This window comes from Traorella massiliensis, assembly GCF_900104665.1.
In the GTDB taxonomy this organism is placed as follows: Bacteria; Bacillota_I; Bacilli_A; order Erysipelotrichales; family Erysipelotrichaceae; genus Traorella; species Traorella massiliensis.
In genome coordinates this window covers 55,103-76,115 of the sequence record NZ_LT629967.1, presented here as the reverse complement: position 1 = coordinate 76,115, position 21,013 = coordinate 55,103, and the positions used below count along the sequence as shown (strand labels likewise).

At 34.5% G+C, this 21,013-nt stretch carries 21 protein-coding genes and 1 tRNA gene; 13 read left to right on the top strand and 9 right to left on the bottom strand.

Annotated elements, in window-relative coordinates; genetic code table 11:
• Positions 1-64 precede the first annotated feature (64 nt).
• Genes BQ5367_RS01515 through BQ5367_RS01505 form a run of 3 tightly spaced genes read left to right on the top strand, consistent with a single transcriptional unit; the run spans position 65 to position 2,067 of the window.
• Positions 65-1,009: a hypothetical protein gene (locus BQ5367_RS01515; RefSeq protein WP_071440819.1), complete on the top strand. Its 945-nt coding sequence runs from the start codon at positions 65-67 to the stop codon at positions 1,007-1,009.
• 1 nt (position 1,010) lies between these two features.
• On the top strand, positions 1,011-1,241 hold the full coding sequence (locus BQ5367_RS01510; protein WP_071440818.1) for a helix-turn-helix domain-containing protein: 231 nt from the start codon (positions 1,011-1,013) through the stop codon (positions 1,239-1,241).
• Positions 1,228-2,067 (top strand): hypothetical protein, encoded by an 840-nt coding sequence (locus BQ5367_RS01505; RefSeq protein ID WP_071440817.1) that lies wholly within the window; start codon positions 1,228-1,230, stop codon positions 2,065-2,067. The genes BQ5367_RS01510 and BQ5367_RS01505 overlap by 14 nt, the downstream gene beginning before the upstream one ends.
• 56 nt (positions 2,068-2,123) lie before the next feature.
• Here BQ5367_RS01505 and BQ5367_RS01500 read toward each other — a convergent pair whose 3' ends face one another.
• From BQ5367_RS01500 to BQ5367_RS01490, 3 genes are all read right to left on the bottom strand, one after another.
• Entirely contained in the window at positions 2,124-2,993 is an 870-nt protein-coding gene (locus tag BQ5367_RS01500; RefSeq protein WP_071440816.1) for an AraC family transcriptional regulator, read from the bottom strand.
• Positions 2,994-3,155: 162 nt separating this feature from the next.
• Entirely contained in the window at positions 3,156-3,965 is an 810-nt protein-coding gene (locus BQ5367_RS01495; protein ID WP_071440815.1) for an FRG domain-containing protein, read from the bottom strand.
• 55 nt (positions 3,966-4,020) lie between these two features.
• Positions 4,021-4,182: a rubredoxin gene (locus tag BQ5367_RS01490; protein ID WP_071440814.1), complete on the bottom strand. Its 162-nt coding sequence runs from the start codon at positions 4,180-4,182 to the stop codon at positions 4,021-4,023.
• 117 nt (positions 4,183-4,299) lie between these two features.
• Here BQ5367_RS01490 and BQ5367_RS01485 point away from each other — a divergent pair, with 117 nt between their 5' ends.
• From BQ5367_RS01485 to ispD, 3 genes are read left to right on the top strand one after another with little or no spacing between them, the layout of a single operon-like run.
• Complete coding sequence (locus tag BQ5367_RS01485) at positions 4,300-4,749, top strand: 8-oxo-dGTP diphosphatase (protein WP_071440813.1); 450 nt, start codon at positions 4,300-4,302, stop codon at positions 4,747-4,749.
• A gap of 45 nt (positions 4,750-4,794) precedes the next feature.
• Positions 4,795-6,243, top strand: coding sequence for an FAD-dependent oxidoreductase (locus BQ5367_RS01480; RefSeq protein ID WP_071440812.1), 1,449 nt, complete (start codon positions 4,795-4,797; stop codon positions 6,241-6,243).
• A gap of 34 nt (positions 6,244-6,277) precedes the next feature.
• Positions 6,278-6,910, top strand: coding sequence for a 2-C-methyl-D-erythritol 4-phosphate cytidylyltransferase (ispD, locus tag BQ5367_RS01475; RefSeq protein WP_071440811.1), 633 nt, complete (start codon positions 6,278-6,280; stop codon positions 6,908-6,910).
• A 216-nt stretch (positions 6,911-7,126) separates the two neighbouring features.
• On the opposite strand, the gene BQ5367_RS01470 is transcribed toward ispD, so the two are convergent.
• Positions 7,127-8,530 carry an IS4 family transposase gene (locus BQ5367_RS01470; RefSeq protein WP_071440619.1) on the bottom strand — a complete coding sequence of 468 codons (1,404 nt, stop codon included), beginning with the start codon at positions 8,528-8,530 and terminating at the stop codon, positions 7,127-7,129.
• A gap of 15 nt (positions 8,531-8,545) precedes the next feature.
• On the bottom strand, positions 8,546-8,740 hold the full coding sequence (locus BQ5367_RS01465) for a hypothetical protein (protein WP_071440618.1): 195 nt from the start codon (positions 8,738-8,740) through the stop codon (positions 8,546-8,548).
• Positions 8,741-8,952: 212 nt separating this feature from the next.
• Between BQ5367_RS01465 and BQ5367_RS01460 the strand changes: the two genes are divergently transcribed.
• Both BQ5367_RS01460 and BQ5367_RS01455 read left to right on the top strand, forming a co-directional pair.
• The gene (locus BQ5367_RS01460; protein WP_071440810.1) at positions 8,953-9,663 is read left to right on the top strand and encodes a polysaccharide deacetylase family protein; all 711 of its coding nucleotides are present in this window, start codon (positions 8,953-8,955) and stop codon (positions 9,661-9,663) included.
• Positions 9,664-9,693: 30 nt separating this feature from the next.
• Positions 9,694-9,769, top strand: a tRNA-Thr gene (locus BQ5367_RS01455).
• 119 nt (positions 9,770-9,888) lie between these two features.
• On the opposite strand, the gene BQ5367_RS01450 is transcribed toward BQ5367_RS01455, so the two are convergent.
• The gene (locus tag BQ5367_RS01450) at positions 9,889-11,088 is read right to left on the bottom strand and encodes an ATP-binding protein (protein WP_071440809.1); all 1,200 of its coding nucleotides are present in this window, start codon (positions 11,086-11,088) and stop codon (positions 9,889-9,891) included.
• Positions 11,089-11,377: 289 nt separating this feature from the next.
• Here BQ5367_RS01450 and BQ5367_RS13880 point away from each other — a divergent pair, with 289 nt between their 5' ends.
• The 3 genes from BQ5367_RS13880 (at position 11,378) to BQ5367_RS01440 (ending at position 14,967) form a co-directional block, all read left to right on the top strand.
• Positions 11,378-11,500: a hypothetical protein gene (locus BQ5367_RS13880; RefSeq protein ID WP_268874428.1), complete on the top strand. Its 123-nt coding sequence runs from the start codon at positions 11,378-11,380 to the stop codon at positions 11,498-11,500.
• A 91-nt stretch (positions 11,501-11,591) separates the two neighbouring features.
• Positions 11,592-13,178: a ribosomal protection-like ABC-F family protein gene (gene abc-f / locus BQ5367_RS01445; RefSeq protein WP_071440808.1), complete on the top strand. Its 1,587-nt coding sequence runs from the start codon at positions 11,592-11,594 to the stop codon at positions 13,176-13,178.
• 58 nt (positions 13,179-13,236) lie between these two features.
• The gene (locus BQ5367_RS01440) at positions 13,237-14,967 is read left to right on the top strand and encodes a DUF885 family protein (protein WP_071440807.1); all 1,731 of its coding nucleotides are present in this window, start codon (positions 13,237-13,239) and stop codon (positions 14,965-14,967) included.
• Between the two features lie 23 nt (positions 14,968-14,990).
• On the opposite strand, the gene BQ5367_RS01435 is transcribed toward BQ5367_RS01440, so the two are convergent.
• Positions 14,991-15,536: a chromate transporter gene (locus BQ5367_RS01435; RefSeq protein ID WP_071440806.1), complete on the bottom strand. Its 546-nt coding sequence runs from the start codon at positions 15,534-15,536 to the stop codon at positions 14,991-14,993.
• Positions 15,533-16,081, bottom strand: coding sequence for a chromate transporter (locus tag BQ5367_RS01430; RefSeq protein WP_071440805.1), 549 nt, complete (start codon positions 16,079-16,081; stop codon positions 15,533-15,535). Before BQ5367_RS01430 ends, BQ5367_RS01435 begins: the two co-directional genes overlap by 4 nt.
• Before the next feature lie 136 nt (positions 16,082-16,217).
• Here BQ5367_RS01430 and BQ5367_RS01425 point away from each other — a divergent pair, with 136 nt between their 5' ends.
• Entirely contained in the window at positions 16,218-17,003 is a 786-nt protein-coding gene (locus BQ5367_RS01425) for a histidinol-phosphatase HisJ family protein (RefSeq protein WP_071440804.1), read from the top strand.
• Here the strand turns inward: BQ5367_RS01425 and BQ5367_RS01420 are convergent.
• Positions 16,995-17,609 carry a hypothetical protein gene (locus tag BQ5367_RS01420; protein WP_143052331.1) on the bottom strand — a complete coding sequence of 205 codons (615 nt, stop codon included), beginning with the start codon at positions 17,607-17,609 and terminating at the stop codon, positions 16,995-16,997. The genes BQ5367_RS01425 and BQ5367_RS01420 overlap by 9 nt on opposite strands.
• 583 nt (positions 17,610-18,192) lie before the next feature.
• Between BQ5367_RS01420 and uvrA the strand changes: the two genes are divergently transcribed.
• The gene (gene uvrA / locus BQ5367_RS01415) at positions 18,193-21,012 is read left to right on the top strand and encodes an excinuclease ABC subunit UvrA (RefSeq protein WP_071440802.1); all 2,820 of its coding nucleotides are present in this window, start codon (positions 18,193-18,195) and stop codon (positions 21,010-21,012) included.
• The last annotated feature ends 1 nt before the right edge of the window (position 21,013 follow it).

Here is a 21,013-nt window from a genome sequence, read left to right as displayed (position 1 = left end):
ACAATAATTTATATGATATAGTATGAGTATGAATTATTGTTAAACAATAATATTGGAGGAAATTATGAAAAGGAAGACATTTATAATTATTTCTATATTGATTATGTTTGTTGTATTAGTGTTATCTTTATTATCAAATCAGGAGTTTACAGTGCTCATGAATATAATAGTGAAACCTATGGCTATATTGGGTGAAGGACTTAGAAATTTATCACTGAGTGGAACTTTTGGTAATCTACTTGCATGGGTGATATATTTATTGATTTCCTTATTACCTATATTTTTATTAGGCATCTTTTATCATAAATATCATACTTTTCATCATGAAGATATCCTTCTTCTTATTCTAAGTATCATATTATTTATCAGTATTTATTATATGATCAATCCTCATAAACTTTCACTGATGACTTATTGGAGCCTTTCTCCTTTTATCATGATGCTTATCATTGCGTATGTAGCTTTGAAATTCTTAAAAATGGCAAATCAGGCTCATAAAAGAAAGCTGGCTAAATATTGTTCCTATCTTTTATTTCTCATCGTAGTAAGTTTTCTATTCACATCAGCCTACTTATTGATTTATTGCAGTATAAAAAGCATAGGCAATATCCAAAATGATATGAATACTATAGCGAGCAGCCTAGACATGACAAAAGCAATCATCATTATCCAATATATGATACAAGCTTTACCTTATTTTTTAGGAGCAGTCATCACAAATCAGCTGATAATATTATTAAGCTTCTTTCAAAAAAATCCTTATGCTTCCGATATTGTTTCTCTTTTACAACATATCACTCATTTATCATGTCAGTCAATTGCCTTAATGGTCATATTACAGGTGATCATACAAGGTATCTGTGTGATTGCAGGAAATTATATTACTATCAACAATGTCCAATTCTTTATTCCGCTAACTCCTCTGTTATTTGTACTGGCTGTCTTATTGATGAGTAAGATCATTTATGAAAATATCCAATTAAAGAAAGATAACGAGTTGTTTATTTAATATGGCAATCAAAATACATTTAGAGGAAGCATTAAAGAAAAAGAAAATGACTTCAAAGGAGTTATGTGGATATATTGGAATCACGGAAGCAAATCTTTCAATATTGAGAAGCGGTAAAGCAAGAGGGGTGCGTTTCAATACGCTCAATAAAATATGTTACTACCTGGAATGCAATGTAGAAGATATTTTAGAATTTGATGGGAATTTGGAGGAAGAAGATGAAGAAGTTTAAATGGATTGCAGCTATATTAAGTCTCATGCTGATGGGTTGTCAGCTGGCAGAAGAAACAAAGCAAAATGCTCCGGATCAGATGAATGAAATCATTGGATTTATGGTAGTATCACAAGATCAGATGAATGGGGCTGCTAGATATGATGCAAGCTGTGATAGGGATACAAATGGGGATTATTTATGTTCTTTTGATGGTTTAGATGGTTATCTGACAATATTTACATATCCAATTGATGATGAAGGATATAGTTATAGATTTAAAGATGAGAATATGAGTGCTCTTATCGGTAAAACAAATCTTAATGTAAATGAAACAGATACGATATCTACAGAAAGAACATTAAATATCATTGCGGAAAATAGAGAAACAGATATTTTATTCAATATAATGCCTATTTATTTTAATCAGGGTGAAATATATTCATCCACAGAAACACCTGGTATAGGTTTTGCACGAGATCATGTAGGATATCAGGCAAGTCAAAGTTTAACTTATGATGTAAATATCAGTGGGAAGGTAGAAAAAATAGATATTACTGTTCATTTTAATACGATGTATCAACCTGAAAAGCATTTTATCTACTATATGAATAATGACAATCAGGTAATAGAAAGCAGTAATTATGAACCAGAAAATATAGATGATGAAATCAATGTGCCATTAGAAACAGCGTATATGATCATTGAAACACAGAGTAGAGATTTTGATGGTCAACTCATTTCTAATCGTCAGATCATTGATCGTGACAGTGAAGCTATGACAACATATTATGCTTATGATGATATCGTATGCAATCCAAAAATAACGACATTGAATTGGAAATAAAAATACAATCAGGCACCCTTCATAAGGAAAGTGCCTGATGTTTTTATGTAAAAGATTTATTTTTTTATGATTGGAACCCAAATCTCACTGTGATAATCAAGACTATCCATATCACCTTTAGGATAAGCTTCTATATCCATTTCCATTGTTGGCTGATAACCTGATGTGGGAAAGAATTCAGTAACGATCTTGTGCCACATATCTTGAATCGCTTTAGGCATCATACCCTTACATTCAAATACTGCCCAAGATCTTGCAGGAATAGTAGTTTTTCTAAATCCTTCTGGTACCGCTGTATCTTTATCACATATGGCAGCAATCGAATAATCAAATGTCTTGGCTGTTTCCTGGTCATTTCCGTAACATATACCAAAGATATAGGTCCTATCAGCAGTAATATCTAATAATTTTTTTACTGTACCATCATTGTGTGATCTTCGCCAAAAATCAGGAATGCTCTTTACATTTTCTGAGTTCTCTACAGTGTGTTTCTCTACCTTTTCAATAATATCAAAGGCATCTTTTTCAATAATCTTGTAATCCATCATATTACCTCCGCTTAATGTGATCTTCACAAAAAGTCGGGAAAAAGATCTTAGCTTAGAACCCTCTTTTTTCGCTTCAGATGGAGTAATTCCGTGAAATCTTGAAAAAGCTCTTGTGAAGCTTTCAGGACTTTCATAACCGTATTTTAAAGCAATATCAATAACTTTACTATTCGCTAATTTCAGCTCATTGCCGGCAAGAGTGAGCCGTCTATTGCGAATATAATCTCCAAGAGTCATTCCGCATAGAATACTGAAAATTCTTTGAAAGTAGAAGCTTGAACAAGCTGCTTCTTTCGCAACTTTATCATAGTCAATTTCTTCAATCAGATGTTCTTCAATATAATTAAGCGCATTTTGTATTCCGCTTAGCCAATCCATAATATCCCTCCTTTCTGTGCAAGTACATTATAGAGTGAAGTTCATTTAAATTCCTGATTTTAATTGTTCGCTTCTGTAAGAATTAGCATGTCTTTTAACATGAAACATAAAATCAAAAGAAGGCAGCTCCCTTATGAAGTGCCTCCCTTATACAAGTATGAATTAGCGTGATTCCTTTACAAAATAATGACGTTTTAACCAGTTTGATAATCCATCAAGATCAGGGAAAATAATACGTTCATTGATATTTAATCGATCTAACATATCACGAATCTCCCATCTTAAATCTTTGTCAATGATATACTTCATGCTCTTATGTGTATATTTATCTAAAAAATCTTCAATACAGCCTATATTTTTAGGAACCACTGAAAAGTAAGAATACTGATTGATGATACGTTCATCAAAAGAAGGTGGCTCAATAAATACCATTGATTGATTTGACATATCTTCATCATAGCTTTCTAAATCATGAACGATCGAACTCATCATATCCGTTGTAAATAGATATGCTTTTTCACGATTTAAAGCATCTTGATATTTCTGAGGTAAAAGTGAATTTAATTCTTCAATATCAATTTTCCAGATGATCCCATTATGCTCATCCATCTCATGTAAATGCTCACCACTCGTCGCAAAGTGCATAGCAATCAAAGGTGAATAGGTCCAGTCTAATAAACGGGTAGGAAGACCATGATGCTGTCCAATAATAAGCTGCTTCCATACAGAATCTTTTAAATCAGGCATATGCAAAGCTGCATATTTTGCGAAATTCCTAAGAATTGATTTTTCTAATTCGCTCCATTTATCCTTGCAGTTTCTTTCAATACTTGTTGTCAGAGTAAATGCATCATTAGGAAGACCTCGATAAAGAAATGATGAACGATGACGGTCGATTCTAACATCATATTTTTGATCCAGCACGATGCCGATAATATCTTCTATTTTTTTTATATAAACTTCTTCTGCCATATAGCCTCCATTAATTACGGCAATATTTTACCATAATCAATAAAATAAAACAGCCTTATTCAGTATAAACAGAAAACTGTTCTTTATCTACCATGCATATAGGGCATACCCAGTCCTCACCTAAAGCTTCCCACTTAGTATTAGGCGCAATATTATTTTCAAAATCTCCTAAAGCTTCATCATAAATATATCCACAGACGTCACATACATATTTCATTGTATTCTCCTTTATAGGCATTCGCCATTTTATTATATGAAGAGCAAACGAGAAATAATCCTTGATTCAATTGCATAGCTAAGAAAACTTAACTATAATTTTAGACAAGGAGGATTTATGGACAAAACAGAAAGAGTAGAACTTACCGTATTATGTCTTTTATATAGAAAAAATAAAATTTTGCTTCAGAATCGTATAAAAAAGGATTGGCAGGGATATGCGTTACCTGGTGGGCATGTGGAAAAGGGTGAAGCGTTTACGGATGCAGTGATTCGTGAAATGAAGGAGGAAACAGGTCTTGATGTCCTAGAACCTGTTTTATGTGGAGTTAAACAGTTTCCTATTGAAGATGGCCGATATATCGTATTTCTTTTTAAATCTAATCAATTTAAAGGAGAACTTGTTTCTTCTGATGAAGGTGAAATGGAATGGGTCAATCGTGATCGATTATCAGAAATTCAATTAGTGGATGATTTTGAAGAGCTTTTAAAAGTAATGGAAGATGAAAAGCTTCATGAGTTTCAGTATATAGTAGATGGTGATGAATGGCAGGTTGTCTTAAAATAATGATATTTTTATAAAAAAATGGGCACTCTATCAATGAGGTGTCCTATGAAAAGTGAATGGATCAAAAACAGAGAAACAGGAATTAAAAAATTAAATCAGGATCTGGAGTGTGATGTGCTAATTGTTGGTGCAGGAATGAGCGGGCTTTTATGTGCTTATCAGCTCCAGGATATATTTGAACATATCGTTATCATTGAAAGTGATGAAATTGCCAGTGGTGCCAGTGGCAGAAATACTGGTAAGCTTACTAGTCAGCACGGGTTTAATTATCAGGAAATACTCAAGATTCATGGAAAAGAAAAAACACGTCTTTATTATCATGAAAATGAAAGAGCGATTCATGAGTTAAAAAGAATCTGTGAGCAATATGATATTGATTGTGAATATTCAGAAAAAGATGCTGTGATTGGATGTAAGTCTGTTTATATGACAAAACGTGTTGCCGATGAAATGAAGGCTTATGATACATGTGACATTCCATATGAAGTTATCAGAGAAGATGAAGTCGAAGGAATACGTTATGGGGCTAAGTTTTTGAAACAGGCAAGCTTTGATCCTTATCAGTTTTGTATTCAGTTAGCTTCACATTTGAATTGTGAAATCTATGAAAGAACTCCGATGATGCATATTCATGATCATGTGGTAAAGACAAAGGATCATGCAATTCGATTTAAGCATTGTATTCTGGCTACACAGGACATGCCTTTTCAGTTTAAGTTTTTTTATACATTAACTGCTCCGAAACAAACCTTTCTAGCAGCATTAAAACCTGCAGATAAAAATAGTTTAATGATATTAAGTGAAGACGAAATTACAAAAACAAAAAATAATATGAAAAACTTTATGTTAGTTGGCGGTTATGATCATGCATTAAGCGATGATTCGAATTTTAAATGGCAGAGCTTTAAACGTGATTTAGTGCTTGAATATCCAAATTATCGTTTATTAAGTACATGGAGCTCACAAGATTATCAGGTTACCGATTATCTGCCAATCATTGATCGATGTGATGATTTTATCGTTATTACAGGTTTTAATAAATGGGGAAATACGAATGCTTATGTCGCTTCTTTGACCGTAAAAGATATTTTAGAAGAGAAAGTAACAGAAAGAAGAGAACTTTTTTCATTAAAAAGAAAAAGTCTTGTTTTTAGTAAGAACTTTATTAGTGAAAACTATCAGGTGCTTAAAAGCCTGATTGAATCTAAAATACATGATTCAAAACTTATGATACCTGAGAATCATCAGGCCATCAGCTTTCAGCTGGATCGTCATCCTTATGGAATCTATCGTCAGGATGATAAATTGTATATCGTCGATACGTTGTGTCCCCATCTAGGTTGTACTTTGAAATTTAATGATCATGATAAATGCTGGGATTGTCCATGCCATGGATCAAGGTTTTCACTACAGGGTGATATTATCAAAGGACCGTCAAGCGTAGGTCTGCATCATAGTGAATGTCTTGTTAGTGAATTAAAAGTAGATAAATAAATGAAATATGGTAGAATGAATATGGGTGATATTCATGAGATACAGTGCAGTGATACTGGCAGCAGGGTCAGGAACGAGAGTGGGTCTTGGCTATAATAAACTGTTATATAAAATAGATGAAGAAACAATTATTGAAAAAACAGTCAAGGTCTTTGAACAAGATGCTTCCTGTAGTGAAATCATTTTAGTGATATCTAAAAATGATGAGAAAGATATGAGAAGTCTTTTTGGAAATCGTGTACAATTTGTTTTTGGTGGCGCTACCCGACAGGAAAGTTCCTATCATGGAGTCAATGCTGCTCATGAAGACATTGTCATGATTCATGATGGTGCACGGCCTTATGTTTCACAGGATGAACTGAATCGCTGTAAGAAAGCTATGGAAAGCTATGATGCGGCTCTTCTGATGGTTCCTGTCAAGGATACGATTAAAGTGGTGAAGCAGGATGTTGTCGATCATACACCTGAACGATCAACATTGATGGCAGCTTTAACACCACAATGTTTCAAAAAAGATCTGATATGTGAATGTTTGAAAAAGGCTATCAATAGTCAGGATGTATTTAGTGATGATGCCAGTGTCGTAGAAAGGTTGAGCAATACGAAAGTACATGTGGTGATGGGTGAATATACCAATATAAAAATTACGACAAAAGAGGACTTGTAATCCTCCAATGGCATGAACTTAAGAATAATTTAGTTTCTTAAGTTTGTGCTTTTTTATTATTATGATCTAATCAAAAACAAACACGAAAAAAAAGCGTAAAAAAACCCCTATCGAAATTTATGAATTTTAAAAATTTTCAGTTGTTTTTTATCTCATGTTGTTTTATCATTAAACTGATGATGGAAAAGAAATTTTCCTATACTACAGGAAGCCGGATTAATGATTGGTGGTCACAAATCCGGTTTTTCCTTTTGCTACCGGCGGATTCCTGCGCCCGTCTATTCTATGCTTTGTCCTTGGTATGCTTTTTAAAAATTTGTTCCATCTCTTGTAATGCCGCCCCTTCCTGACAGGAATTTTTTCTTTTGATCCTGCTGCTATGATTTTATCTAAAATTTCATCTGCGGACTGTTTTTTAAAGCTTGTCATGAAATTATTATGATGAAGTAAATTGATAATATGCCTGTTGTTTGGAATATATTCATATTTGCATTTGTCATTCTGCCTGATTCTTTTCCTTGATTCTGTAAAAATTATCTGTTCCATGTTATAGAAGATGACTTTCCCCATTGTTTCATTAATGATGCCAATTGGATGATGCGTGTTGTACTGTTCAATATCCAGATTGTTTTTTAGAACGTCATATGCACCTTCCACATTCCATCTTTCATGATGATATAAATCAACAATATTCGACAGATCGAATTTATCATCAAGATTTGTGAAATATTGAGTTTCGACAGTGATTTCCCGTTCCTTCTTTTTATTTTTTTCAATGTATGAATATGTTCCTTTTATAACACGTATGTCCATTTCCGGATTTTCAATAATGGATGTTCTGATTTCATCATCTTTGATTCTTCTTATCCATGCTTTGTCAAATTTAATATGAATATGGAAATCCTTTTCTTCTTTATGCTTTTCAATATAATGCTTGAAGAAATTTTTCTTTGCCCGAACGATGTATTTGATATGATGCTTTTCACAGTATCTGAACAATTCTGCTGAACCATAGTATCTGTCTGCCAGCAGAATTATTTTTTTATGCCTGAAAAATTCCTGCAGCTTTTTCAGGTGTTCAAAAAGAAGCGGAATCTCGGATGTCCTGTAATGAGAAATAGAAAAATCCAGAATGACCCTGTTAAGCACATCATAGATCATTGAAACTTTTGCCTGCGGCTTTTTGATATCCTCTATCTTCATTTTTGAAGTCTGATGACCGCCAAAGCAATGGTTCAGAACGATATGTGGCGGAAGATCAAGAAATGAACCGTCAACGGCAACGATTATATAATCTTTGATATTGAGAAGCGGCAGCTCATTATATATTTCATTTCGGAATCTGTCCATGATAGAGTCCCATACATCATAGTTAAGGATTGAGATTCTCTTGATCATGGCCTGTCTGGTGGGAATATCGAAATTACCCAATGCCCCAAAGTAGGAAACAAGATCTTCCGAAAGCACATTATGATTTCTGAAGATAAGGTAACCCAGCAGATTATCAAGAGAAATTTTACGTTTTCTGGTAAAGGAGCCATGAAGGATCTGCGCATTTCCAACAAGTGACTTATCATGAATGATGCCCGACAATACAGAGATAGCCTGTTGAGCCAGCATAGTCTTTACTACAGATCAGTCGTCATAGACAAGACGAGGCTTCTTTTTTGCGAAGGCAGCTTTAATATAGGGAACCTGATCATCATCAAAAAGTCCAAGATTTCTGACTGTACGATGCTTTACCTTTCCATCTTCACGATAAGATTGAACAATTGAGATAAAAGAGGTATGTGGGCGTCCTCTATTGTTTTTTACAACTTTTACAAACATAACATCACCGTCCTATACTACAATTATACAATTAAACATTTATATAATAAAGTGATATTAAATTTATCCTATACTACAATCTGAAAAAATATGAAATTCTATCCAAAAAAAAGGATATATAATAAAAAAGCATGAACTTAAAATTATATCTTAAGTTCATGCCATTGGAGGACTTGTAATCCTCTTTTTTCATATACTGTAACAGGTGAGAAATGAAAAAACTACAACAAAAAATATTTAATTTAGGCATGGCTTGTGTTTTTATTTTTGTGGGCATGCTTTTATATCGTGAGCCTGCATCTGAATCTGTTTTTATAGAAAAGAAATATGTGGCTTTGACATATGATGATGGGCCTAGCCGGTTAACAACACAAGCATTAGTTGAACTTTTGAATAAATATGATGCTTCTGCTACTTTTTTTATTAATGGAAATCATGCAAATGAAAATAAGGAATTGGTGAAGCATATTTATGAAAATGGTAATGAGATTGGCAATCATACTTTAGATCATGTCTGGCTGACAAAAGCAAGCCAGGAAGAACGAGAAAGACAGATTTATGGTAATGAAAGTCTATTGCAGTTTTTAAGCGGACAGCAGGGAGATATGCTTGTACGTCCGCCTTATGGCGACATTGATGAAGCTATCTTAAAGGACTTTGATTTACCCTTTATTATGTGGAGCGTTGATTCAAGAGATTGGGAAGTTAAAAATGCTGCAAGTATACAAGATAATGTTTTTTCTCATATAGAAGATGGGGATATTATTATTATGCATGATGGATATACTTCTACTATTGAAGCAACAGAAGAAATTTTAAAACGTATGAGTCGTGAAGGGTTTGAAGTTGTAAGTGTGAGCGAATTGTTTGAATTGAAAAATAAAGAAATTCCGCTTCATGAGAAAGTTAAGCATTGCAGATAATAAAAAAAAGTGATAGAATACTAGTGCTATGCCGACGTAGCACAGTTGGTAGTGCAACGCACTCGTAACGCGTAGGTCGGGGGTTCAAGTCCCTTCGTCGGCACCATATGTAAAATACTGCCCTAAAATAAGGCAGTTTTTTATTATATTTTGTTTATGGCGGAATTTTGGTGTGAATTTTAAAATAAGTTTTTTTGTGCCTTTAAATTCACTATTGAATTATATTCAATAACTGTTACTCAGAAGGAAATCTGCTAAATGCACGATTTTTACACCGTTGATATTTCCCGTAGCTAATTCATCCAACGTTACTATATATTTTGGGTAGTGGTCTTTGATTTCAAGGAGATTGGTAATTTCTCGATCTGATTCTTCTGGTAGATTACGGCATACCTGTACATAAATACGCTCATCGCGTTGTACTGCTACAAAATCAATCTCTTTCGTTTCATTTTTTCCAATATAAACGTTATATCCTCTTCGTCGTAGTTCAAAGTAGACAATGTTTTCCAGCATAGCGGCAATTGATTTTGGATTAAACCCCATAATACAATATTTCAGAGAAGTGTCTGCTAGATAAAATTTTTCTTGTGTTTTTAATACGGATTTTCCCTGCAAATCATATCGCTGACAGCGATAGATGATAAATGCTTTTTCTAACCAGTTGAGATAGTTGTAAACTGCTTCGACTGATAGGGAGCGTCCCTCACTTTTCAGAAACTTTGCAATAGCATTGGCTGAAAAGGTCTTGCCGACATTTTCGATGATAAACTTTACAACACGATTAAATAAATCAAAATTCATAATATTATGTCGTTTTGTAATATCATTTGTAATAACAGAGTTATAGATTCCTTCTACAATCTGATAAGCGGAGCGTTCATCAAAATTGCCTAGCGCTACTATTGGGAATCCTCCAAATCGAAGGTATTCGTTTAATAATTCCTTTAAAGATTGAGAATCATTTTTTTTGAACTCCAAATATTCGGAAAATGACAGAGTATACACCGGAATAGAGACATATCGACCTGACAAGTAGGTAGAAATTTCGCTTGACATCAGTTTCGAATTGGAGCCAGTTACATAAATATCTGTATTGGCATTTTCAAGCAAGCTATTAACTGCTTTTTCCCATCCATAAACCTCTTGAACTTCATCTAATAGCAGATAGTAACGTCCCTCACTGGTTATGTATTCTTTAATTCCATTATACATTTCTTTGTCAGTCATTCCGTCATCAAAATCCTCTGATGTATAACGCATACTGATAATATGGTCTTCAGGAATCCCGCTTTTCAACAAATCTTCTCTTAGCATTTCCAAGATCGTAGATTTGCCACATCTTCGAATCCCAGCCAATATCTTAACAAGCGAAACATCACGGTAGATTTTTAATAAGTTTAAATAATGTGGTCGGATGATCATATTGATTGCCTCCTTATCTTATATGAATAGTATAACCAAAAAAATCTTATATATCAAATAGTTTTTACTTATAATCCGTAAAAACTTCTAAAAATAAAATAGTTATTAATGAAAATCAGAAAATATTCACATTTATTATCAACAGATAAATTTGGCAGTTGGATATTTAATCATTAAAGTGAACAATTATAGATTATGGTGAATCTTGCATATCGATCAAAGGTGTGGTATAAATAGTAAGGATAAAGCATATGTTATTGCTAATAACATATAAAGGAGGCGAAGGACAATGTTAGGTATGACAAAGATTTATGATCGTATCAAAATGCAAGATGCTTTTTGTCGTACCATTGTTTTCACTGTTTTCCTTTCTAATGGGACGAGTGCGTCCAAAATACGGGAAAACAGATAAAGCAGAATTGTACTTTTGTCAGTATTGATGATAGTTGTCCAGCTCTGCTGGACTTTTCTTTTTCCCGTTTACATGAGAGAGGAGAAAGAAAATGACGATACATATAAATAATATAACTAAAAGATATAGTGACGAAATTATACTGGATGATATTACTTTAAAAATAAATGATGGCGAGCATATAGGAATTGTAGGAGAAAATGGATGTGGAAAAAGTACATTTCTTAAGATACTGGCTGGAAAAGAAAAATGTCAGCAAGGACAGATCATTACAACGAAAAATACAAAAATTGGTTATTTGGAACAGAATTTTAGAGAGTTTAAAGGAAGCGTTCATGATTATTTAATGAGCAGTCGTAATGACATTTTGAAAATGCAGAATCAGATGCATTGTATGGAAATAGAAATTTCCGATCCTGATCATTTAGAGTGCTTAGATGACTTATTGAAAAGATATGGCAATTTATGTGAAAGGTTTGAAATGGCGGGCGGTTATGATTTGCTTTGTAAAGTAGATCAGATGACACAGGGGTTAAGGATCGCTTATCTTATTGATCATGATTATGATACTCTGAGTGGTGGAGAAAAGATGCGTGTTAATTTGGCTTACTTGCTCATTCAAGATTTAGATGTGCTATTGCTGGATGAGCCGACGAATCATTTGGATCGTGCAGGAATACAATGGCTTGAAAAGTATATGAGTTCTTTACGAAAAACAATGATCATTGTTTCCCATGACCGTTTTTTCTTGAATCATACCGTTTCTAAAATCTATGAAATTGAGAATGGTGAAATTGTGATGTATCCAGGTAATTATGATGACTATAAAAAAGAAAAAGCGTTGCGTTTCGAACGCTTAAAACATGATTTTGAAGAGCAACAGAAACAGATACTGAAATTGAAAAACACGATTCGACGTTATCGTCAATGGGCGTATGAAGGTGATAACGAAAGCTTCTATAGGAAAGCAAAACAACTAGAGAAAAAATTATCGCAAATCGAAAGACTTAAAAATCCAGAGTATGCGAATCGAAAAATGACTATTGCTTTACCGGTATGTGAAAGAAGCAGTAAAGAAGTTCTGTCAATCAAGGAGCTATGTAAGAGGTATGGTGATAAAAATCTTTTGGATCATATTGATCTTACGATATATTGGCAGGATAGAATAGCTTTGTGTGGGGATAACGGAAGCGGTAAAAGCACTTTGATCCGCATTTTGATGAATCAGCTACAGGCGGATGAGGGAAGTGTGAAAAAAGGCAATCATGTTGATATTGGGTATTTGCCTCAGATAATCATATTTAATGATGAAAAACAGCGCCTTTTGAACAGCTTTTGTTATGAAGCGGCTATGAGTGAAGAAAAAGCTAGACTCTATTTGCGTAAGTTTGGTTTTGATGGTGATGATATGGCCAAAAGGCTGGAACATCTCAGTGGAGGTGAAAGAGTACGTTTAAAACTAGCCATGATATTCGTCAATCATATTAATTTTATTATTTTTGATGAACCTACAAATCATTTGGATTTTTCAAGTATTGAGATCGTTGAATCGATTCTTGAGGAATTTAAAGGAACATTACTGATCGTTTCTCATGATCGCTATTTGATCAAAAGGTTAACAAAAAGAAAAATGATACTTGAAAAAGGTAAATTAATAGAGTGCCAGAATGCTTTTTAAATAATACTATCTTACTTTTTTGTTAGCTATTATGTATAATAGAAGATAGAGGTGACTTATGAAAAAATTATTACAAATATTTTTAGTTTTATGTACAAGTTTCTCTCTTTTTGCTTGTAATCAGACGGATGAAAGCAGAGAAAATCCTGAAACACAGGCACAGTTTGAAACTTACTTAGATGAATTGTTTGAAGAAGAAGTAGGAGCTGATTTTTTGACTTTTCATTATACGCTGGCCAATCCTGAAGAAAAAGGCTATGAGAAACCAGCGGTAAACTGGGGAAGTCTGACTTTGGAATCTACTAAACAGGCTATTGAAGATTCAAAAGAAGAATTGGATCAGCTTCATGAATTTGAAAAAGAAGAGCTTACTGGGGATCAGCAAAAAATTTATCGATTATTAGAAATTCAACTGGAATATAATATCGAATATGAAAATTATTATATGGATTATGGTTTTTGCTTTGGTGAAAATAAAGTAAATGATAATCTGATTACGAATTTGACGGAATATCGTATTTCGAATAAGGAAGATGTTGAAGATTTTATTACTTTATTGAATGATGTAGATCGTTATATCAGTGAGGGCATCGAAGCTACCAGAGAAATGGCAGATAATGGCAATATCCAGAAAGAAAGTGAAAAAGAAGCGATTCTAGAACAGTGCAGGAATTTTTTAGAGAGCGAAGAAATCGAAAAGTATTTTCATAATGAAGTCATGCAGTTAGAAGAATTGAGTGATGCAGAGCGTAGTGATTATGAAAATCAGGTAACTGAAGCTGTCGCAAATAATGTAAAACCAGCTTATGAAAAAATCATTGCTTTATATGAAGAACTGCCGGTGGCTGATAATCAAGGTTCTTTGGCCGAAAGAGAAAACGGTAAAGAATATTTTGAATATCTTTTGAAAACACAGGTAGGAAAAGAGCGTAGCGTTGATGAGTGGATCAAGATCGTTGAGGAAGAAGTTGATGATACCATTTATAGCTGGATCAATGTCATGTTTAGCTCAGATATTGATGCAGAACTGGAAAATATTGAGCTTCCGGCAGATAATGCAGAAGATTTAGTACATTATTTGGAAGGTTGTCTGGATGAAGAATTTCCAGCCATTGACCAGGTGACATATCGTGTTGATTATTTAGATGCTACTGTGGCGAATGATCTGGTTTCAGCCTATTATGTGATACCGCCGATCGATGCGCCTGATTTAAACGTAATCAAGGTAAATCCGTCTAATACGGATTTAGTAGACTTATTTTCGACACTTGCTCATGAAGGATTCCCTGGACACCTTTATCAGAACAACTATGCTGTACAGAATGATCAGCCGGATATTTATTATCTTTTAGATAATTTGGGAAGTAGTGAAGGCTGGGCAGAATATGTGGGCATGGATGCTTACCGGATTGGTAATATAGGGTCTGAGGATTTTCAGGAATATATGCGTTTATATAGCTATCTAAATAGAATGTTAAATGAATATATTGGTTTACAGGTGAATTATAATGGCTGGCAAAGTGAAGATATTGCGAATTATTTAGATGAGATGGGTCTTGTTTCAGATATTGCGCAAGCACTTTATGAAGATGCTGTTTTACGTCCGGCAATGTATGCTCCTTATTCTTTAGGAACATATGAAGTACTTTCATTAAGAGAAGAAGCCGAAGATGCCTTAGGTGATAACTTTGATGCACTTTCATTTAATCAGGCATTGTTAGATGCAGGTACAGTTCATTTTGAGATCATTGAACAGGAAATTGATGAATATATCGAAAATAATAAATAAAAGCCTCGAAAGAGGCTTTTATGCTAGAGAATATAGTAAAATCCCACTTCACATAGCCCGCTTATGACCATGACCAGAATCGGATTCCATTTATATTTGCGTAATAGAAATAAAGCTAAACAAAAATTGATAAGTGATGTGAGTTTAAATGTTGAACCATCAGGGAAAAAGCTGGAACTGATGATGAGCAGTCCTGCACAAGCAATTAAAGCAATGACAGCAGGACGCAGAGCTTTTAGAATCGTTTGGATGATACTTAGATTTTTATATTTGAAATAAAAATATGAAATAAGACCTACGATGATACAGCTAGGCAGAATGCAGGCAAGAGTTGCGGTGATGGCTCCGGAAAGTCCTGCTATTTTAGTACCTACAAAGGTAGCGGAATTTAAAGCAACCGGTCCCGGTGTCATCTGTGAAATGGTGACAAGATCATTAAATTCCTGAAGACTTAGCCAATGGTGTGTGGAAACCACCTGTTCTTCGATCAAGGCGATAGAGGCATAGCCACCGCCAAAAGAAAATAAGCCTACTTGAAGGAAACTAAGAATTAATTGTAAATAAATCATGTTTTTTTCCTCCTTTTGCTAAGGATGATGCCTAGCAGGATACAGAATAAGATAATATAAGCTACATTGATATCAAAAAAGTAATTAGCAATAAAAGCACCGATTAGGATCGCATAGGAAAGCAGACTTTTATCCATGCCGATGACCATATCAATAACAACGCTGGCAATCAAAGCGCCTACTCCGGCCTGCATGCCAGAGAGCAGCAGCTGGATCAGCAGGTTTTCGATAAACATCTGATAGAAAAAAGAAATGATGGATAAAATGATCAATGGCGGCAGTGCACAGCCTAATACCGCAATCCCGGCACCTGGGATACCTGCTATCTTGTAACCGACGGAGATAGCACCGTTGATAGCAATAGGACCTGGAGCACTTTGGGCAATTGCCACTAGATCAAGCATTTCATCTTCTTCGATCCAATGCAGTTCATCTACAAATTTTTGTTTCATAAGGGTGACGATCACATAGCCACCCCCAAATGTAAAAGTACTTAAATAGAAAGTTGAATAAAATAATTTGAATAAAACATCTTTTCTACGCATATTTCCTCCACTGCAGTATCATACCACTCCTTATGATATTTATAAACAAGAAGGATGTAAAAGATATGCAAAATCAGATGGATTGAATTGAAAAGCTCATATTTTCATTATAAAATGAAAAAGCAGGAGGGATAACATGTTAACAGATTATCATATGCATACTTCCTTTAGTCCGGATTCACAGTTTGATATGGAAGATGAAATTCGTTGTGCCATTGAAAAGAAAATCCAGGAAATTTGTTTTACTGATCATGTTGATCATAATATACTGGTGAATCAGGACTGTCCTTTAAAAGAATATCGAATGAGATATGAAGCATGTAAAGAAAAATATCAAAATCAGATCGTTTTAAAATGGGGTGCAGAATTTGGTGTTCAGACGCATACGGTTCCTCTTTTTCAAAAAGATTTTGATATGTATGATTTTGATTTTATCATCCTTTCATGTCATCAGATACAGGATCTGGAATTCTGGAATCAACAGTTTCAGAAAGGAAAGAGTCAGAAAGAAATTAATGAAGCGTATTATCAGGAAATTTATCAGTGTATGCAGTTATATAAAGATTATAGTGTATTAGGTCATTTGGATGCAATCAAGCGTGATGATCCTTATGGTGAATATGAAGATGATCAGGTAGAAGATATTTTGATGGAAATATTGAAAAAAGCTATTTCAGATGGCAAAGGAATCGAGGTCAATACTTCGAATTTCAGATATCATCTTTCGGATCTGACTCCATCTAGAAAGATTTTAAAGATGTATTATGATTTGGGCGGTAAAATTCTGACCTTTGGGAGCGATACCCATCAAAAAGAACATGTTGGTTATAAGATTGAAGAAGTAAAAGAGATCGTTAAAGACATGGGTTTTAAAGAATTTGTGACATTTGAAAAAATGAAGCCGATTTTTCATTTATTGTAATTTTTTGAATTTTTTTGTGGAATGAACGATCATTAGGATCGCCATGATAAAGATGCTTAGGCATACAGTACTGCCAGTAATGCCATTTAAAATCAAAATAGATGATTCACCATTGCCAAATTGCACAAACATGGCGGTTTGAAGTGCTAAGATAGAAATAAGAGCATTTGCAAGACTCAGAATTTTAGCGGCAGAAAGGATGGGGCGGTTGATTGAACGATAACGGATCAAATTGATCGTGGCACTGATTAAGGAATAGAAGGTATATGCAGCAAATGCATATATGAGAGTTCCGGGATATTCATAGTATTTAGCGTTGTGAATCATTTGAAGGACAATAGCAGTCACGGCGATATTTAAAAGAAACATGAGATAACCACAAAAGCGGTAAGTTTTAAGTTCTTCGATGATCTTACGATGAAGCTGCTTTTTAATTTTGCGATCTTTTCTTAAAAGCAGAAAACGCATGATGCTGAGTATCATATAATAGAAGGCAATACTAATGAGCCAGCTGGATTGAAAATAATAACCGCTTAAGCCTTTAAATAGCGCATAGATCAGATTTAAAAATAAGGAAGTAGAGAGAGAGCTGTACTTTGAATTCATGATCATGGATCAGTTTATTGCCCCATGGATGCATTTGAAGGATATGATAGAACTTCTGAATATTTTTATAGATTGCGATACATAAAATGATCAGTGAATAAAAAGAAAGAATATAAGTTGAATAAGCAAATGCTGTATCGCTTAAATCGTAAAGAAAGATAAGTGTTAAAAGTAAAGCGGATATGAAGGTTAGCAGGAAGGTAATAGTTAGAGGCGGGAAGAGTAGGGCAGGGAAAATATTATGATATGTTTTTGTTTTTATACGGATATTAAATTTCATTTTCATATTCTTTCCTTTCTTGATGATCTTTGTTTGATTTGAATTGTATCAGATCATTGTTAGAGAATTGTTAATGGGGAAGATTGTTTTAGATTGAAAATATGTTTAAAAATATCGAATAATTATTAAAAATGATATTTTATTCTATTTTATTTATTTTATGATATAAAATATGATATAATAATGATGTTTTATGATATCTTTGGTGTTATTTGTCTGATTTTTGAGGTTTTGTTAAAAGAGTCAAATATATTTCAATGACGGATAAACTGGGGTATAATAAGAAGGAATTTGGAGGATGCTATGTCGAATGATAAGATAGTTATAAAAGGTGCCAGAGAGAATAATCTGAAAAATATAGATGTTGAGATTCCACGTAATAAATTTGTGATCATGACTGGTGTCAGCGGGAGTGGTAAGACTTCACTGGCTTTTGATACGATTTATGCTGAAGGTCAACGCAGATATATGGAAAGTTTAAGTGCCTATGCTCGACAGTTTCTGGGTAATAGTGAAAAGCCTGATGTTGATAGTATAGAAGGGTTGTCACCGGCGATTTCGATCGATCAGAAAACAACGCACAATAATCCACGAAGTACTGTAGGAACGGTAACTGAGATTTATGATTATTTACGTCTTTTGTATGCACGTATCGGCGTGCCTTACTGTCCGGATCATAATGAGCCGATTGAAGGGCAGACGATCAAACAGATGGTAGATCGCATCATGGAGATTGAAGATAAAACACGAATCATGATTTGTGCTCCGGTGGTTGTTAATAAGAAGGGAACACACAAAGATCTTTTAGAGTCATTGCGCTCTGAAGGTTATGTGCGTGTTCGTGTTGATGGTGAAATTAAATATATTGAGGATGTTAAATTATTAGATAAGAATATTAAACATACTATTGATGTCGTTGTGGATCGTATTGTGAAATCAAACGATCGTTCACGTTTGAATGACTCATTGGAGAGTGCTTTGAAATTAGGAAAAGGAATGGCACTTGTCTGCTATAACAATGAAGAAATTCTTTTCTCTGAGAATTTTAGCTGTAAGATATGCGGATTTAGCGTACCTACGCTAGAACCCCGTCTTTTCTCATTTAACGCACCTTTAGGAGCTTGTGAAACATGTAAAGGGTTAGGTGTTACCCAGAAGGTGAATTTGAATTATCTGATGCCAGATAAGACAAAAACGATACGTCAGGGTGGTATTGCTTACTATAAGAATATTATTGTAAAAGAGAATATCGAATGGTTACGATTTAAGGCATTATTGGATCATTATCATATTGATATTGATAAGCCGTTGAATCAAATGACAAAGAAAGAAATGAGGATTATCTGTGAAGGTGCAGATGAGCCGATTTCTTATACGATTACTTCGAAAAATGGCAATAGTTATAATAAAACAGAATATATCGAGGGTGTCTGTAAGCTGATCGAAAGAAGATATGCAGAGACGACATCTTCATTTTCTAGGGAATGGTATGGCAGTTTTTTAAGTGAGTCTACTTGTCCGACTTGTGGAGGTAAACGTTTGAATCGCCAGGCTTTAAGTGTAAGAGTCGGTGGTAAGAATATTTATGAGTGGACACAGATGTCGATCAAACAGGCATTAGAATTTATGGATCATTTGGAACTAACACCAAAACAGCAGGAAATCAGCAAATTGATTTTAAAAGAAATCAGGGAACGTTGCCAGTTTTTGAATAATGTCGGGTTGAATTATCTGACACTTGATCGATTGGCTGGAACGCTGAGTGGTGGAGAAGCGCAGCGTATCCGATTGGCTACTCAGATTGGCAGCCATCTTTCCGGAGTTCTTTATGTTTTAGATGAGCCGAGCATTGGTTTGCATCAGCGTGATAATGCACGTTTGATTGAGTCGCTGAAAGCGATGCGTGATCTAGGGAATTCGCTGATTGTCGTGGAACATGATGAAGAAACGATGATGGAAAGTGATTATATCATCGATATTGGTCCGTATGCGGGAATTCATGGCGGTGAACTGGTTGCTTGTGGTACCCCGCAGGAAATCATGAAGAATGAAAATTCAATTACCGGAAATTATCTTTCTAAGAGATGGTCGATCCCAATTCCTGAAAAACGTCGTAAAGGAAATGGTAAATATTTAGAGATCGTAGGTGCTACACAAAATAATTTAAAAAATATTGATGTGAAAATACCTTTGGGAACTCTTTGCGTTGTTACCGGAGTGAGCGGCAGCGGTAAGAGTTCATTAGTAAATGAAGTTTTGACAAAGGGAATTCAGGCGGCATTAGGAAGGACACGTGTTGAACCGGGGGCATGTAAGAAGATCAAAGGACTAAAAAATATTGATAAGATCATTGATATTTCACAGGATCCGATTGGGCGTACACCACGTTCAAATCCTGCTACTTATACAGGTGTTTTTGATGATATTCGTGAACTTTTTGCTCAGACAAATGATGCCAAGATGCGTGGTTATGATAAAGGAAGATTTTCATTTAATGTCAAAGGCGGGCGTTGTGAAGCTTGTCAGGGAGATGGTATCTTAAAAATATCAATGCATTTCCTTCCTGATGTTTATGTACCATGTGATGTTTGTGAAGGTAAACGATATAATGAGGAAACTTTAGCTGTTACATATAAAGGAAAGAATATTTATGATGTATTGGAGATGAGCGTTGAGGAAAGTGTGGAATTTTTCAAGAATGTTCCAAAGATTGCTCATCGTTTAAAAACATTGCAGGATGTTGGTTTAGGTTATGTAAAGCTTGGACAAAGTGCAACAACGCTTTCAGGAGGCGAGGCACAGCGTGTCAAACTGGCGAGTGAACTTCAGCGAAAGGCAACTGGTAAGACACTTTTTGTTCTTGATGAACCAACGACAGGGTTGCATACACATGATGTGAAGAAATTAATGGAAGTGTTGATGCGTATTGTGGATAATGGTGATACGGTCATTGTTATTGAACATAATCTTGACGTTATTAAATGTGCAGATTACATTATTGATTTAGGACCAGAAGGCGGCGATGAGGGTGGTCAGCTAATCGTTAGCGGAAGTGTTGATGAAGTGATTGCCTGTGAAAAGAGCTATACTGGACAGTATCTGAAGAAAGTCATGGAGGGATAAG

Excerpts from the sequence above, each read along its gene's own strand:
- BQ5367_RS01450 (WP_071440809.1), bottom strand. The coding sequence starts at position 11,088 with ATGATCATCCGACCACATTATTTAAACTTATTAAAAATCTACCGTGAT.
- BQ5367_RS01430 (WP_071440805.1), bottom strand. The coding sequence starts at position 16,081 with ATGCGTAGAAAAGATGTTTTATTCAAATTATTTTATTCAACTTTCTAT.
- BQ5367_RS01470 (WP_071440619.1), bottom strand. The coding sequence starts at position 8,530 with ATGCTGGCTCAACAGGCTATCTCTGTATTGTCGGGCATCATTCATGAT.
- BQ5367_RS01440 (WP_071440807.1), top strand. The coding sequence starts at position 13,237 with ATGAAAAAATTATTACAAATATTTTTAGTTTTATGTACAAGTTTCTCT.
- BQ5367_RS01495 (WP_071440815.1), bottom strand. The coding sequence starts at position 3,965 with ATGGCAGAAGAAGTTTATATAAAAAAAATAGAAGATATTATCGGCATC.
- uvrA (WP_071440802.1), top strand. The coding sequence starts at position 18,193 with ATGTCGAATGATAAGATAGTTATAAAAGGTGCCAGAGAGAATAATCTG.
- BQ5367_RS01505 (WP_071440817.1), top strand. The coding sequence starts at position 1,228 with ATGAAGAAGTTTAAATGGATTGCAGCTATATTAAGTCTCATGCTGATG.
- BQ5367_RS01425 (WP_071440804.1), top strand. The coding sequence starts at position 16,218 with ATGTTAACAGATTATCATATGCATACTTCCTTTAGTCCGGATTCACAG.
- abc-f (WP_071440808.1), top strand. The coding sequence starts at position 11,592 with ATGACGATACATATAAATAATATAACTAAAAGATATAGTGACGAAATT.
- BQ5367_RS01465 (WP_071440618.1), bottom strand. The coding sequence starts at position 8,740 with ATGTTTGTAAAAGTTGTAAAAAACAATAGAGGACGCCCACATACCTCT.
- BQ5367_RS01480 (WP_071440812.1), top strand. The coding sequence starts at position 4,795 with ATGAAAAGTGAATGGATCAAAAACAGAGAAACAGGAATTAAAAAATTA.
- BQ5367_RS01485 (WP_071440813.1), top strand. The coding sequence starts at position 4,300 with ATGGACAAAACAGAAAGAGTAGAACTTACCGTATTATGTCTTTTATAT.
- BQ5367_RS01515 (WP_071440819.1), top strand. The coding sequence starts at position 65 with ATGAAAAGGAAGACATTTATAATTATTTCTATATTGATTATGTTTGTT.
- BQ5367_RS01490 (WP_071440814.1), bottom strand. The coding sequence starts at position 4,182 with ATGAAATATGTATGTGACGTCTGTGGATATATTTATGATGAAGCTTTA.
- ispD (WP_071440811.1), top strand. The coding sequence starts at position 6,278 with ATGAGATACAGTGCAGTGATACTGGCAGCAGGGTCAGGAACGAGAGTG.
- BQ5367_RS13880 (WP_268874428.1), top strand. The coding sequence starts at position 11,378 with ATGTTAGGTATGACAAAGATTTATGATCGTATCAAAATGCAAGATGCT.
- BQ5367_RS01460 (WP_071440810.1), top strand. The coding sequence starts at position 8,953 with ATGAAAAAACTACAACAAAAAATATTTAATTTAGGCATGGCTTGTGTT.
- BQ5367_RS01435 (WP_071440806.1), bottom strand. The coding sequence starts at position 15,536 with ATGATTTATTTACAATTAATTCTTAGTTTCCTTCAAGTAGGCTTATTT.
- BQ5367_RS01510 (WP_071440818.1), top strand. The coding sequence starts at position 1,011 with ATGGCAATCAAAATACATTTAGAGGAAGCATTAAAGAAAAAGAAAATG.
- BQ5367_RS01420 (WP_143052331.1), bottom strand. The coding sequence starts at position 17,609 with ATGAATTCAAAGTACAGCTCTCTCTCTACTTCCTTATTTTTAAATCTG.
- BQ5367_RS01500 (WP_071440816.1), bottom strand. The coding sequence starts at position 2,993 with ATGGATTGGCTAAGCGGAATACAAAATGCGCTTAATTATATTGAAGAA.